Source organism: Aliivibrio salmonicida LFI1238, assembly GCF_000196495.1.
GTDB classification, from domain to species: Bacteria; Pseudomonadota; Gammaproteobacteria; order Enterobacterales; family Vibrionaceae; genus Aliivibrio; species Aliivibrio salmonicida.
Window position 1 is genome coordinate 2,886,589 of sequence record NC_011312.1, and the last position, 15,578, is coordinate 2,902,166.

Consider the following 15,578-nt stretch of genomic DNA (forward strand, 5'->3'; position numbering starts at 1 on the left):
AATAGCGCATTCATCATGCGCTATTTTTTATTAACGATTCAATCGCTCTATCGAGAGTGCTTAACTCTCTTCTGTAGAACCATTGTCACCATTGATATCAATACGAGTAACTCGCTGTAAGCCTCTTGGTAACAAACTACCACGACGGCCACGCTCACCTCGGAAATTATCTAAATCACTTGGTTTCAAGCCTAATTTACGCTTACCTGCATAGAGGGTAATCGTTGCGCCTTGAGGTAATGGCAATAAATAAGACAAGAATTCATCTCGCGATTTAGAACGAGCCGCTGGAATATTAATGATCTTGTTTCCCTTACCTTTACCTAATTGAGGTAAATCTTTAATAGGGAACAGAAGCATTCTGCCTTCATTCGTAATGGCGAGTATCTCATCGCTATCAAGATCCGATACCGTCTCTGGATTCATAACTAAAGAATTATCAGGAAGCGTTAACAATGTTTTACCATTCTTATTCTTTGATAATAAGTCACTGCCTTTACAGACAAAACCATAACCCGCATCAGAACTGATTAACCACGTTTGATCTTCTTCACCCATAACTACATGCGTAATTTGGCTACCAGCAGTAATATTTAGACGACCTGTAATTGGCTCGCCTTGGCTTCTTGCTGACGGTAATGTATGTGATTCAAGCGCATAACTTCGACCATTATTTCCGATAAAGACCGCCGGTGCATTACTCTTACCATGAGCATGAGTAAGGTATTTATCACCAGATTTAAAGTTTAGCGTTGTTGGATCAACCTCATGACCTTTTGCATGACGTATCCAACCTTTATCAGAAAGAATAACCGTAATCGCTTCACTTGGAATTAGATCACGTTCCGTCATTGCTTTCGCTTCATCACGTTCGATTAATGGAGAACGACGATCATCACCAAACTTTTCAGCATCGGCTAAGATTTCTTTCTTAATTAACGTACTTAAACGACGCTCAGAACCCAACAGTTTCTCAAGTTGATCACGCTCTTTCGCTAATTCATCTTGCTCGCCACGAATCTTAATCTCTTCCAGTTTTGCTAACTGACGAAGTTTAATCTCTAAAATGGCTTCCGCTTGAATCGCGGTTAAATCAAAGCGAGTCATTAACTCGTGTTTAGGATCGTCTTCTGTACGAATAATTTCGATAACTTCATCGATATTCAAATACGCAGCAAGCAAACCATCTAAAATATGCAAACGCGCTAATATTTTATCTAGACGATGCTGCAGACGTTTACGTACCGTGGTGCGACGAAATTCAATCCATTCATTAAGAATGCTAACTAAGCCCTTCACCTGTGGACGTAAATCCAAACCAATCATATTTAAGTTTACACGGAAACTCTTTTCAAGATCCGTAGAAGCAAATAGATGATTCATTAATGGCTCAGCTTCAATACGATTTGAACGAGGAACAATCACGATACGTGTCGGATTTTCATGATCCGATTCATCACGAAGATCGTCTACCATTGGTAATTTCTTCGCTCGCATTTGATTGGCAATTTGTTCTAATAACTTACTGCCCGACACTTGATGTGGCAATGCAGTAATAACAATATCACTGCCTTCTTTATGCCACACTGCGCGCATTTTAACGCTGCCTCGACCCGTACTGTAAATCTTCTTAATATCAGAATGCGATGTAATGATTTCCGCTTCTGTTGGGTAATCAGGGCCTTGGATAAAGTTCATCACTTCATCTAAATCCGCTTTTGGATTATCCAATAAATGCACGGTCGCATTCGCAACTTCACGTACATTATGAGGTGGGATATCTGTCGCCATACCAACCGCGATTCCCATAATACCGTTCAGTAATATATGAGGCAGACGTGCTGGTAAGATTTTTGGCTCTTTCATCGTCCCATCAAAATTGGGCTGCCAATCAACCGTACCTTGGCTTATCTCACCAAGTAATACATCGGCAAACTTAGACAGTTTTGATTCTGTATAACGCATTGCGGCGAACGACTTAGGGTCATCTGGAGCCCCCCAGTTGCCTTGACCATCAACCAATGGATAACGATAAGAGAAAGGTTGAGCCATTAATACCATGGCTTCGTAACACGCAGAATCACCATGTGGGTGATACTTACCGAGTACATCACCAACTGTACGTGCCGATTTTTTGTATTTTGCATTCGCAGACAAACCTAATTCAGACATCGCAAAAATAATACGACGTTGAACCGGTTTTAAACCATCACCAATATAAGGTAACGCGCGATCCATGATTACGTACATGGAGTAATTTAGATAAGCGTCTTCTGTAAACTTGCGCAGCGGCAGCTGTTCAACACCTTCTAAGGACATTTCTGCACTCATTTGTTATACCTCTGCCAGATCGCCATTAGATTGTAACCAAGCTCGACGATCGTCAGCACGTTTTTTACCTAAAAGCATATCCATCATTTCATTAGTTTTTTCATCATCATCAATGGTCAGTTGAACAAGACGACGGGTGTTTGGATCCATGGTTGTTTCACGAAGTTGAAGTGGGTTCATCTCGCCCAATCCTTTAAATCGTTGAACATTAATTTTTGCACGTTTATTACTTAAACGCTCTAACACACCTTCTTTCTCTGCCTCATCAAGGGCGTAGAAAACTTCTTTACCGCAGTCGATACGATACAGTGGCGGCATTGCCACATAGACGTGACCAGCACGAACTAAAGACGTGAAGTGTTTTAGATATAAAGCACACAACAATGTTGCGATATGAAGCCCATCTGAATCGGCATCGGCTAAGATACAAACTTTACCGTAACGTAATCCCGATAAATCGTCCGAATCAGGATCAATACCTAACGCGACTGAAATATTGTGTACCTCTTGAGAGGCTAACACTTGATCCGCCGAGACTTCCCACGTATTAAGAATTTTACCACGTAATGGCATTACCGCTTGGAATTCACGGTCACGCGCTTGCTTAGCTGAGCCCCCCGCCGAGTCCCCTTCCACTAAGAAAAGTTCAGTACGAGCCAAATCTTGAATTGAACAATCGGTCAATTTTCCTGGTAACGTAGGACCAGAAGCAATTTTCTTACGAACGACTTTTTTCGCTGCACGCATACGACGATGGGCATTAGCAATACACGCTTCGGCGATAAGTTCTGCGATTTGTGGTTTTTCGTTCAACCATAAGCTGAAAGCATCTTTAAGTACGCCAGATATAAACGCAGCACATTGTCTCGATGATAAACGTTCTTTGGTTTGACCCGCGAACTGTGGATCTTGCATCTTAACCGACAAGACGTAAGCACAACGATCCCAAATATCATCAGCGGTTAATTTAACCCCGCGTGGGAGCAAGTTACGGAATTCACAAAACTCACGCATTGCATCAAGAAGTCCTTGGCGCATACCATTTACGTGTGTACCGCCTTGCGCAGTAGGGATAAGGTTAACGTAACTTTCAGAAACTAATTCTCCACCTTCAGGTAACCACGTAACCGCCCAATCAGCCGCCTCGCCTTTACCTAAAAATGCACCAGTGAATGGAATTTCAGGTAATAGGGTATAACCCGCGACACCTTCTAAAAGATAATCTTTTAAACCGTCTTCATAACACCATTGGTATTCTTTATCGTTTACTTTGTCTTTAAAAACAATTTCTAAACCTGGGCATAATACCGCTTTGGCTTTTAAATTATTAACAAGGCGAGAAACCGAAAATTTAGGTGAATCAAAGTAACTGGTATCCGGCCAAAAATGCACACTGGTACCACGGTTACGTCGACCACAAGTACCAACGACAGTTAAGTCTGATACTTTTTCACCATGCTCAAACGCAATTTCATAAATTTCGCCATCACGACGAACGGTCACTTCAACACGTTTTGATAACGCATTTACGACCGAGATACCAACCCCATGCAAACCACCGGAGAATTCGTAGTTTTTACCTGAGAATTTACCACCGGCGTGCAACTTACATAAAATAAGCTCCACACCAGAGACTTTCTCTACTGGATGGATATCTACAGGCATACCACGGCCATCATCAATCACTTCAAGCGATTGATCTGCATGCAAAATTACTTCAACTTTTTTCGCGTGTCCGGCTAAGGCTTCATCGACACTGTTATCTATAACTTCTTGCCCTAAATGGTTTGGGCGAGAGGTGTCGGTATACATACCAGGACGGCGACGAACGGGCTCAAGGCCATTTAGAACCTCAATGGCTCCTGCATTATATTGTTCAGTCATATCTCGGAAGGCTTCTTAAAATTTGTTACATAGTCTGAAAGGCAGAAAGGAAAGTCAAGCAATCGCCCCTATTCCTCTCTAAATATGTGGCTTTGTATTAAAGATTGTATAGTTAGTGTGTGTTCACTGTAGATAAACAGTAACTATAAATTTAGAAATTGAATTATTTGTTCAGGATAGCGTTCGAAATCAACAAAACTGTGATCGCCCCCTTTTTCTACTATTTGTTTGCTTTGTGCGTATTTCTCAACAGCTTGATGATAATCTAAAACTTCATCACCTTCTTGCTGCAATAACCACAGATCTTCTGGTGAAGTAATGGTCGCTATTGCTAATGCTTGTAACTCAGCCATATGCTGCGCTTCAAGAAAATACGTTTCATTTGTGTAAGGGTTAACTTGCTTACCTAAATAATCCGCTAACAACTCATCAGGTTTAATCGCCGGATTAACTAGGACGGCTTTATAACCATATTGATCATTTAACCATGTTGATAAATACCCACCAAGTGAACTTCCCACTAAGCCAATCGTATAGTCAGATCTATATTCTTCAATTAGATTCACTAAAAATTCAGCGGCTTCTTTAGGGTAAGAAGGCAAGCGTGGGGTTATAACGCGAATATCAGGACGCTCATTTTTACAATAACGACTCATGACCTGAGCTTTATGTGACAATGGGGAACTGTTAAAACCATGAATGTACAATAATAAACTTGGCTTTTTCATCTTAATATCCTCCTGCATCTGCATCTGCTGAAAACTCACACTGTTCTAAGCGGTACACTTGAGTCACGATCTCTCCATTGGGTAATAAATCCAATATTCTCCAACCTGGTGCTTTTGAATCTAAAGCAAAATCATTCGAATCTGGCAAAAACTGCACGCATGTTGAAGGCGTTGCCATTAGACGAATATTATTCACAATACAATCCATTTCTTGATGAATATGTCCACACAGAATGCCACTCACATTACGATGCTTGGCTAACACTTCCCAAAACACTTCATTGTCTTTCAGCTGATGTTGATCAAGCCATGCACTACCCGCAGGAAGTGGATGATGATGAAGTAAAATCAAACTGTGCCGTTCGGAGTGCTGAGATAATGCAGAATCTAATAGCTGTAACTGCTCTGTTGATAGTGCGCCATGAGGAACCCCCACGACTTGGCTGTCTAAGATAACAACTTGCCAGTGCTCTCCTATCAACAAATGTTCACAATCTTTTATTTGAGGTGACGGTAAAACGCCCCCCATACTTGGCTTATAATCATGATTTCCAGGAAGCCAGTAACACGGTTTTTTTAATGGTTCAATACCCTCAACAAAATGCTGATACGATTGAACCGTATGATCTTGAGAAATATCGCCAGTGGCTAAAATCGCATCAAAATGAGGACTCTGTTGCTGAACTTGTTCGACAACACTCTGAAAGCTTTTTAACGTAGACACGCCAAGTAACGCTCCTTCTGGGAGCGCAAATAAATGGGTATCTGTTATCTGTAACAACCGAATTGGGCCGTTTTTTTTATTAAGTAGTGTTTCAGACAGCAAAATAGCTACAACCTTTTAATTCTTTAACTTTTCTCTAAAAAAATGGGTTCCTGACTTATCCCATTCTTCAAACAAAACGTGAGCCAGTCACTTAAAAATTGATTCAATTGATGCTTTTCATCTTTTTGCAGCATCTTCCCATTCGGGTAATCATATTTCGCTTTTATATAAGCCAATTGCTGAATAGCACAAACCTCGGCAACTCTTGCGTCGTGATACAGTCTCACGGTTAATTTAGGCAAAGGGTACACGGGGTTTTCATCTATCTGGTAAAGCTCAACTAATGTTGTGTATACCGTTATTTCCAATACTTTTATCTGGTACTGTTGTTTACATACTCGATAACTAACAAGAGCACCAATCACTTCTGGCTTAGGTAGTAGTGACACCATTTTGGCATAATTGGTTTCATATACTCGCATTAACTCTGATAAATTAACGTGATATTTACGCATTTTCTATCATGTTCCACTGTGATCTTAAGCGAGAAACATTTAATTCTAACCATTGGAGCGCAATAATTGTGGCGGCATTCTCAATTATGCCACGAGTCACTAAAGCATACGCATCTTCTCGAGTCATAACATGAACCTTGATGTCTTCACCTTCCTCTTCGAGGCCATGTATACCGATGGCTTCTAATGAGTTAATGCAACCAACAAACACATCTAACTGTTCAGTACACCCACCCGACGAAGGGTAAAAGTGTGATATTTTCTCTAATTTAGAGACCGAAATCCCCGCTTCTTCTTCTGTTTCTCTAATCGCAACTTGTTCTGCAGACTCATCTTTATCAATCATGCCCGCAACGATTTCATATTGCCATAGAGAAGCAGACTCTAAAGCCCCAACTCTAATTTGTTCGATAATAACAACACTGTCAGTCACCGGATCATAAGGCAACAAAGCAACGGCATGACCGCGTTCAAATAATTCACGCTCTATAATATCGCTCCACCCACCACTGAATAACCGATGACGAAAAGCAATATTGGTCATTTTAAAAAAACCGTTGTATAACGAATTTTTCGATACAACATCAACATCATCAACCGTAAATTGATTCGCTCGTACTATACTTGATGATGAATTCATTTTTATTTCCCAATATTTCAACTCTGTTTTATCACTCATAATACAGAGCAACAATTTTTTAACTCATTTTTTTTGATAATGCTTACATTTTTTTTAGATCCTTTCCACATTATTACAATAGGTAAAGTTCATTAAACGTAAAAAAATGTAATCTTTGCAGCCATAGTCTATAGAGATAAGGTACACTCTATGTACTATTTTTATATAAAACAATTTTGCAGGATCAACCACCATGAAAAAACTGCTTCCGCTTTTTATTGGAATGGCATTAGGTAGTTTCAGCTCTCTAGCTACTGCTGATGACCTAGCGCAAATCTACAATCAAGCTAAAGAAAATGACCCCCAATTATTAAGAGCTGCGGCGACTAAAGATGCGGCATTTGAAGCGGTGAACTCTTCTCAAAGTTCATTATTACCACAAATAGATTTAACCGCAGGTTACAACATATTACGTAGTGATGAAGATCGTAGAGATAATGACCGATTAACTGCAGGTATTAATTTATCTCAAGAACTTTACCAACAATCAAGCTGGGTAAGTTTAGATATTTCTGAGAAAAATGCTCGCCAAGCAGATTCTGCTTATGCAGCAGAGCAACAAAACGTGATTTTACGTGTTGCTCAGGCTTATTTTGATGTATTACGTGCTAACGACAATCTAGAATTTGTCCGCTCAGAAAAAGCCGCTGTTGGTCGTCAACTTGAACAAACAAAACAACGTTTTGATGTTGGTCTATCCGCAATTACTGATGTTCATGATGCACAAGCTGAATACGATAGCGTACTAGCGAATGAAGTATTAACCGAAAACCAACTAGTAAACAGCTACGAAGATCTTCGTGTTATTACGGGTTTAGGTCATACCTCTCTAAGTGTATTAGATACTAAGCGTTTCTCTGCGAGTCCTTCAGAACAATCATCTGACACTTTAATTGAAGAAGCTCAAAAGAAAAACTTAACACTATTGGCTTCTCGCATTAGTGCTGATATTGCAAAAGATAACATCTCCTTAGCAAGCTCTGGTCACATGCCATCGTTAACATTAGACGCTAGTTATAATTATACTGACCAAAGCAATTCGGGCTTATCAGCAAACGACGGTAACTACGGTGACATCAACGCAGGCATTAACTTAAATATCCCTCTATACACGGGTGGTAATACAAGTTCATTAACAAGCCAAGCTGAATTCCAATATGTCGCAGCAAGCCAAGATCTTGAAGCTACATACCGCGAAGTCACTAAAGATGTTCGTGCTTACAATAACAACATTAATGCCTCTATTGGTGCATTAAAAGCCTACGGACAAACGGTTATCTCAGCAAACTCTGCATTAGAAGCAACAGAAGCAGGCTTTGATGTAGGTACTCGTACTATTGTTGATGTGTTGGATTCAACTCGTCGTTTATACGATGCAAACCGTAACCTAGCAAATGCTCGTTACGATTACATTTTAAGTGTTCTTCAGCTAAAACAAGCCGTTGGTACACTAAGCGAACAAGATATTATCGATATCAACATGGGTCTAAAAGCGGGTAAAACAACTCAAGCTAAATAACCTGATATCAAATAAAAAAAGCCACATTATTTATAATGTGGCTTTTTTATTAGCGATTAAAGAGTAAAAACTAAATTAGCCTCTACCACCTTTAATGGCTTCAATGATTCCCGTTGTTGAACAACCATCTTCAAAATTTAATACTTTCACTTCACCGCCTGCGGCAATCACTTCAGCACCACCAGCAATGTCTTTAATCTCATAATCGCCACCTTTAACTAATAAAGTAGGCAATACTTCAGAGATTAAACGTTGTGGTGTGTCTTCAGAGAAGGGAACAACCCAATCAACAGCACCTAAACCTGCAAGTACCGCCATACGGCGATCCGTCGGATTAATAGGACGACCAGGGCCTTTTAGGCGTTGTACTGATTCATTCGTATTCACAGCCACGATCAAGCGATCGCCTAGCTCTGCTGCATGATTTAAATAATACACATGACCTGCGTGTAGAATATCAAAACAACCATTCGTCATTACGACTTTTTCGCCACGCTCACGCGCTTGTTTTACCGCACTGATCAGTAGCTCTTCATTAATAATACCAAAACCAGAATCTTGGCTACCATGAATCGCTTCAGCTAATTCAATCGTTGATAGTGTTGATGTACCTAACTTACCGACAACAACGCCTGCTGCGGCATTTGCTAACGCACACGCTTCATCAAGAGGTTTCCCAGTTGAGACTGATGCTGCTAAAACCGAAATAACCGTATCACCCGCACCAGTAACATCAAAAACTTCACGAGCTTGCGTCGGTAAATGCAATGGCGCCATATCACTACGAAGCAGTGTCATTCCATGCTCACTGCGTGTAACAAGTAAGGCTTCAAAGTCAAACTCTTCGATGATTTGTTGGCCTTTAACAACTAAATCTTCTTCATCTTTTACTTTGCCAACAACCGTTTCAAATTCAAGCATATTAGGCGTTAATAATGTCGCACCACGGTAACGTTCAAAATCAGCGCCTTTTGGATCGATAAATACAGGTACACCCGCTTTACGCGCTTCTTGGATCATCAGCTGCACATGCTCTAAAGCACCTTTTGCATAATCAGATAATACAACGGCTTTTACTTTGGGTAACGTCGCTTGCATACGGCTAATGATCGGTTCAGCAGGAATATCATGGAAACTTTCTTCAAAATCCAAACGAATCAATTGCTGACCACGACTCATCACTCGTAATTTAGTAATCGTCGGGAAATTAGGTAACGCAACAAAATCACAATGTACTTTTAGTGATTCTAACGTTGTTGTTAATGCTTGCGCTGGTTCATCTTCACCAACTAAGCCAACCAAATGTGCTTGTCCGCCTAACGCTGCAACGTTCATTGCTACGTTGGCTGCGCCACCTGGACGTTCTTCATTATTTTCAACTTTAACGACAGGAACGGGTGCTTCTGGTGAGATACGACTTGTAGGACCAACCCAGTAACGGTCAAGCATCACATCACCTACAATCAATACACCAGATTGATCATAATTCGGAAGTGTCGGTTTCATTTTTTTCTCCGGCAGTAAATAGCAATCACCTGTTTACTCACAGTTGCTATCTATCAAAAATAATATCTTTATAAATGGTAGCATTTACGCAAGTTCTGCGCCAACTTAGGATTACTGAACTCATGGTTAAATAACCCTAATCACCCCCAATCATTAGGTAAATAAACGACTATTCAAGCCAATCTTTCCATGCAGTCATTACCGCACTCTTCTCATCAAGAAAACAATCATCCGCCACATCGGCATCAAACCCTAATAAATTGCGATGATGTATCTCATTTCTCATGACACAATACGCATCAATCAGCGTTGATGAAAGACTTTCAGATATCACGCCTTGTTCAGCAAGACTTTCAAATATCCTAACATTATCAGACCAACGCGTTAATTTAGGATTATCGTGACTGTTGTTTAACACAAGATATTGAGCGAGAAATTCAATGTCGGTAATGCCCCCGGCATCTTGTTTCAACATAAACCGACCTTGTTTTTTACTTCCCAGATGGTCGCGCATTTTTTCACGCATTTCGACTACATCTTGTCGTAATTTTGCACTCTCACGTCTCAAGCATAAAATCTCATGGCGTGTTGTATTAAATGCATCCTGTAAAATAGGATCACCATAAATCATACGAGAACGAACTAACGCTTGATGCTCCCATGTCCACGCCTCTTTTCTTTGGTATTCATCAAAAGCGTCACTGGTACTAACAAGTAACCCTGATGCTCCTGATGGACGTAAGCGTGTATCAACTTCATACAAAATACCTGACGCGGTTCGTACCGAGAAAATATGGATAATTCGCTGTGCTAAACGCAAATAGAACTGACGTCCATCAATCTCTTTTTTGCCATTCGTATATGTATTGGCATCACAATCATGCATAAACACAATATCAAGATCAGAATTATAGCCAAGCTCCCAACCGCCCACTTTGCCATAACCTATAACTGCAAACCCTTTACTGTCTCGACCTTCAAGATGTGTGGGGACTCCAAACTTTTCAGTCACTTGTAACCAAGCTTGGTTTAATGCAGCTTCAACAATCGCTTCAGATAAGTACGTTAAGTGGTCGCTCACTTTCATTAATGATAAGCCACCAGAAATATCAGACGCAGCGATACGCAATAAGCCAACTTGCTTAAATTGGCGTAATGCTTCCATCTGTTGTTCCATATCATCTTCAGGAATACGAGCAAGAAACTCATGCAGCTCAATTTTGTATTGGCTTAATTCAATTGGATTATAGAGTTGGTTAATATCCAGTAATTCATCTAACAAGATTGGGTAACGAGTAAGTTGCTCGGCAACCATCGGGCTTGCCGCACACAAACGGACAAGATGTTGCAATGCCCCTGAGTTCTCATCAAGTAATTCTAAATACGTCGTACGTGTAGCGATTGCTTGAATCAGGTTTGTTAATCTCGGTAACGTATCTTTCGCATCTTCTCGACTAATCACAATACTAAATAGTTTGGGCATTAGATGCGTGATGGCTTCTCGTCCTCTTGGACCTAAAGTTTTCTTTTTCAGTTCCCCTTTAAATCTAATGATTTGTAAGACAAGAATTTCTGCTTGCTCTGGGTTTAACTCTTCCAGAATGTGCTCTAAAACATCTTGGTTATGAGCCATATCCCAAAGTTCACTGTACGATTTATCAATATTGCTTTCTGATTCATCGTCATCATGACCAATAAGCTCTTCAAAAACGGTATGGACGGTATTCATTCGTTGTTGGATTGTAACGAATAAATCATCCCAATTATTTTCACCCATCGCAAAAGCTAAACGATGTTGATCTCTTTCATCATCAGGCAGAGTTTGAGTTTGTTTATCATTAATCGCCTGAAGGCAGTTTTCTAAACGACGTAAAAAACAATAAGAATCGACAAGATCATCAACATCTTGTGGGGGCAATTGTCCTAACACTTTAATTGCCTCTAATGTTTCTAATAAGCCACGCCCTCGCAATGAAGGCTCTCTGCCTCCTCGAATTAATTGAAACACTTGAGCGATAAATTCAATTTCACGGATCCCGCCAGCCCCTAATTTAATATTATTGCTTAATCCACGACGGCGAACTTCTGTACTTATCATTGATTTCATACGGCGTAATGCTTGAATTGCACCAAAATCGATATAACGACGAAAAACAAAAGGGCGAAGCATTTGACGCAATTCTTGATAATGGCTATATGTTTCTTTGCCCATCACTCGGGCTTTTATCATGGCATAGCGTTCCCAATCACGACCTTGTTCTTGGTAATAATCTTCTAATGCCGCATAACTCATGACTAACGGGCCGCTGTCCCCAAATGGGCGCAAACGTAAATCCACTCGATAACAAAACCCATCGAAGGTGGTTTGATCAAGAGCTTTAATCAGTTTTTGCCCTAAACGTGTAAAAAATTGTGCATTAGCGATGCTTCGACGTGCTCCTTCTGTCTCTCCATTTTCTGGGTAGGTAAAAATCAAATCGATATCCGAAGAAAAGTTAAGTTCTCCACCACCAAGTTTACCCATTCCAATAATAAGCATGGGTTGTTCTTCCCCTTGCTCATTTTTAGGGGTGCCCCAATCGATACACGCTTGCTTGTATATCCATTGGTAAGACTCAACAATTAACGCCTCTGCAAGTAAAGAAAGGTGTGACAGGCTTTCTTCTAATGACCACGAACGGTTAAAGTCGCGCCACGCAATGTAACTCATTTCTCTGCGACGAAAATAACGCAGTTCTCTCATTAATGCATTTTCATCAAGACACAACTGAAGCTGGATCTCTAATCGAGAACGATATGATTCTGCTCGAGGCGTATTCTCAAAAAATGAGGGAAAGTGTTCGCATAGAAACTCATCTTGTTGAAATGCGTCATACAAAAAATCACTGCAACCGAAAGAAACCAGTAACTGTTGTTGAAATTCTTCAGGCCACATTTTTACATGAGAAAGATAGGTTAGTTCGTCTACACGTTGCTGAGCAAGAGACACTAATGATGAAGGCAAAGACATGATATTCCTTATCGAAAATTCCATACAAAGGTAATGCTAACACTGTGCCAAACTTTGTATTTTGTCGCAAACAAAAACGCCCACAACTGAGTGCGGGCGTTCATAAAAAAAGAGACCGTCGTAAACTAGATCTTAAACATCTTCATTTTACTTTCGAGATCTTCAGCATTCTTCTTCATTTCTTCTGAGGTTTCGGTTAGCTCTGTCATTACAACCACTGACGCTTCAACCAGTTCACGAACATTCGTTAGGTTCTGATCCATTTCTTCAGCCACACTGCTTTGTTGCTCCGCAGCACTCGCGATTTGGAAGTTCATTTCATTAATGTTATTCACTTGATTCACAATGCTGTCTAGTTCTGTCCCAGCATTCGTCACCAATTCCACGCCTTCAGCCGCTTCAACCACACTTTTTTCCATTAGGTCAACGGCTTGATTCGCGCTGTTTTGAAGCTGAGTGATCATTTCTTGGATCTCAACCGTTGCACCTTGTGTGCTCTGTGCTAGGTTTCTCACTTCATCAGCAACGACCGCAAAACCTCGACCAGCATCACCTGCGCGTGCCGCTTCAATTGCCGCGTTTAATGCTAATAAATTCGTTTGTTCTGAGATGCCACGAATCGTCTCAACCACTGAACTAATGGATATTACTCGTTCTTCTACTTGATTAACCACTTCAGCAGAAGCCGCTATATCACCAGACAGTGCTTGAATTTTAATGATGGTCCCTTGAACAAATTCTTGACCTATTTTTGCTTGGATTTTAGCTTGCTCTGTCCCTATAGAGGCACTGCGCGCATTTTCTGCTACGTTTTGAACCGTAGAATTCATTTCACTCATTGCTGTCGCTAGCTGATCAATTTCTGCAAACTCTTCTTGGGCCGCTTCTTTTGTTCCTTCCATGCTTATCGTCATGATTTCAGTCAAACTGGCCAACTCTTGAGATGCCGATAATTGATTCTCCACAACCGATTTAAGCTGTAAACGCGTTTTATCTAATTCTCTTGCTAGATCACCAAATTCATCTTTGCAATTCATCTCAACAGGTAGCGATAAATTTTGCGCCGCAATCTCTTTCATTGAACTGTTCAAGTAACGCATTTGGCGCAGCATAATGCTTGAAGCACCCAACAGAATAACCATAAAAGCAACAATCATGGCAATGGTCTGCCAAATCACTTGCATCAAATATTCTTGATAATAAGCCTCTGCACCTTTTGTTGTTAATGAAGAAGCAACAACCCAATTATGATTTGCCACTTTTACGGCAAACTCATAGCGAGTATTATCATTAAGGGAATACGCTTGCTGAGACGATACATTACGCAAGAGTTGGTTAACGGAGTTTCCACCATCAATAGATCCTGTTAATGAAGACAACGATTGAATCGATTTATGGCCAAAGACTTCCCCACTATTACGATCAATCGCGTAAATGTAGTTTCCGGTGGTCCATGCCTTTGCTTGAGCGGTGATGGCCTCTGCCACCAATTGCTGATTGCCCGATTGGCTGTTTAAAATACCGTTAATTAATTCTGCATTCGCTGTCGCAGCGCTTTGTGCGCTTTCTTTTTGAACATCAATAACGGCATGATAGAACGTATTTGCATCCCATAATTGTTTTGATACTAACAAAACGGTACTAAATACCATTAACATGACCAATTTAGGGACTAACTTAATATCAGTTACCAGCCTTTCCCATGGCTTAAATGTTATTACGGGCATAGCATTTCCTCATTCCTTTAAGTCTCTGATTATTTAGTGCATCATGGAGCAAGCTGTGCAAGCCTATGTGCACATTTTTTATATCTACTGAGATACATATAAATTTAACATGAATCATACCAAAATTGACCTTAAACCCATGAGCTTAATGTCACTGATACTGTCGTTTTTATCATTAATTGTGATCTCAAGCTTGCTGTTTCTACCACTAAATAGTGCCAGTAAAGCAATGTTGATTGGTATCGACACCACCATCTGTGCCTTGTTTCTTCTGCAATTAAGTATTGATTTACTTAGAAGTCAAGATCGTCGTCAATATATGAAAGATCATTGGATCGATTTTATTGCCAGTATTCCGATCATTGAACCCATTCGATATGCCCGAATTTTTCATATTTTAAGAATATGCCGACTTTTCCGATCCAGTCAATCCGTCTTAAAACAGATTAAGAAAAACCGAAAAGAAGCCACTATTGCTTCTATTCTTGTGTTGATGGTGACATTAATTTCGCTTGGCTCTGTCTTTATGCTTGTATTTGAAGGGCAAAACCCGAATGCAAACATACAAACCGCAGGAGATGCGATATGGTGGGCTTTTGTGACAATATCAACCGTCGGTTATGGTGATCATTATCCTATTACTGTTGCGGGAAAAATACTGGCCGTTTTTATCATCATTTCAGGCGTTGGGATCTTTGGTATGATTTCAGGTTTAATTACCTCCATAATTACAGAGCCTGAAAAAGTCAGAGAAAAGCATATGCACGAGCAAGAGCAAATAGTACGAAGCCAAAAGCTTGATTTGCTCCTCCAGCAACAAACCGAAATTTTAGAACGACTTAATCAAATCGAAAATAACAAAGAGAAGTAAGCACACTTCTCTTTATATTTCATGACAGCTTAAGACAATAAA

General features: G+C 40.3%; 11 protein-coding genes. 2 read left to right on the plus strand and 9 right to left on the minus strand.

Annotated features, from left to right (window positions below):
• Nucleotides 1-60 precede the first annotated feature (60 nt).
• The 6 genes from parC to nudF all read right to left on the minus strand — a co-directional run bounded on the left by parC (nt 61) and on the right by nudF (nt 6,864).
• Entirely contained in the window at nt 61-2,331 is a 2,271-nt protein-coding gene (gene parC / locus VSAL_RS13985; RefSeq protein ID WP_012551124.1) for a DNA topoisomerase IV subunit A, read from the minus strand.
• A 3-nt stretch (nt 2,332-2,334) separates the two neighbouring features.
• Nucleotides 2,335-4,215, minus strand: a complete 1,881-nt coding sequence (gene parE, locus VSAL_RS13990; protein WP_012551125.1) for a DNA topoisomerase IV subunit B — start codon at nt 4,213-4,215, stop codon at nt 2,335-2,337.
• Nucleotides 4,216-4,358: 143 nt separating this feature from the next.
• Entirely contained in the window at nt 4,359-4,943 is a 585-nt protein-coding gene (yqiA, locus tag VSAL_RS13995; protein ID WP_012551126.1) for an esterase YqiA, read from the minus strand.
• Nucleotide 4,944: 1 nt separating this feature from the next.
• Nucleotides 4,945-5,769, minus strand: a complete 825-nt coding sequence (gene cpdA / locus VSAL_RS14000; protein ID WP_012551127.1) for a 3',5'-cyclic-AMP phosphodiesterase — start codon at nt 5,767-5,769, stop codon at nt 4,945-4,947.
• Nucleotides 5,770-5,792: 23 nt separating this feature from the next.
• A complete protein-coding gene (locus tag VSAL_RS14005; RefSeq protein WP_012551128.1) occupies nt 5,793-6,224 on the minus strand; it encodes a DUF1249 family protein in 432 nt (143 codons plus the stop codon).
• A complete protein-coding gene (gene nudF, locus VSAL_RS14010; RefSeq protein ID WP_012551129.1) occupies nt 6,217-6,864 on the minus strand; it encodes an ADP-ribose diphosphatase in 648 nt (215 codons plus the stop codon). The genes VSAL_RS14005 and nudF overlap by 8 nt, the downstream gene beginning before the upstream one ends.
• 232 nt (nt 6,865-7,096) lie before the next feature.
• On the opposite strand from nudF, the gene tolC reads away from it, so the two are divergent.
• Nucleotides 7,097-8,422, plus strand: a complete 1,326-nt coding sequence (gene tolC, locus VSAL_RS14015; protein WP_012551130.1) for an outer membrane channel protein TolC — start codon at nt 7,097-7,099, stop codon at nt 8,420-8,422.
• Between the two features lie 75 nt (nt 8,423-8,497).
• Here the strand turns inward: tolC and hldE are convergent, their stop codons facing one another.
• From hldE to VSAL_RS14030, 3 genes are all read right to left on the minus strand, one after another.
• On the minus strand, nt 8,498-9,928 hold the full coding sequence (hldE, locus tag VSAL_RS14020) for a bifunctional D-glycero-beta-D-manno-heptose-7-phosphate kinase/D-glycero-beta-D-manno-heptose 1-phosphate adenylyltransferase HldE (RefSeq protein WP_012551131.1): 1,431 nt from the start codon (nt 9,926-9,928) through the stop codon (nt 8,498-8,500).
• A 169-nt stretch (nt 9,929-10,097) separates the two neighbouring features.
• Nucleotides 10,098-12,938, minus strand: coding sequence for a bifunctional [glutamate--ammonia ligase]-adenylyl-L-tyrosine phosphorylase/[glutamate--ammonia-ligase] adenylyltransferase (gene glnE, locus VSAL_RS14025; protein WP_012551132.1), 2,841 nt, complete (start codon nt 12,936-12,938; stop codon nt 10,098-10,100).
• Between the two features lie 125 nt (nt 12,939-13,063).
• Nucleotides 13,064-14,665: a methyl-accepting chemotaxis protein gene (locus tag VSAL_RS14030; protein ID WP_012551133.1), complete on the minus strand. Its 1,602-nt coding sequence runs from the start codon at nt 14,663-14,665 to the stop codon at nt 13,064-13,066.
• A gap of 109 nt (nt 14,666-14,774) precedes the next feature.
• On the opposite strand from VSAL_RS14030, the gene VSAL_RS14035 reads away from it, so the two are divergent.
• Complete coding sequence (locus VSAL_RS14035) at nt 14,775-15,536, plus strand: potassium channel family protein (RefSeq protein ID WP_012551134.1); 762 nt, start codon at nt 14,775-14,777, stop codon at nt 15,534-15,536.
• Nucleotides 15,537-15,578: the final 42 nt, after the last annotated feature.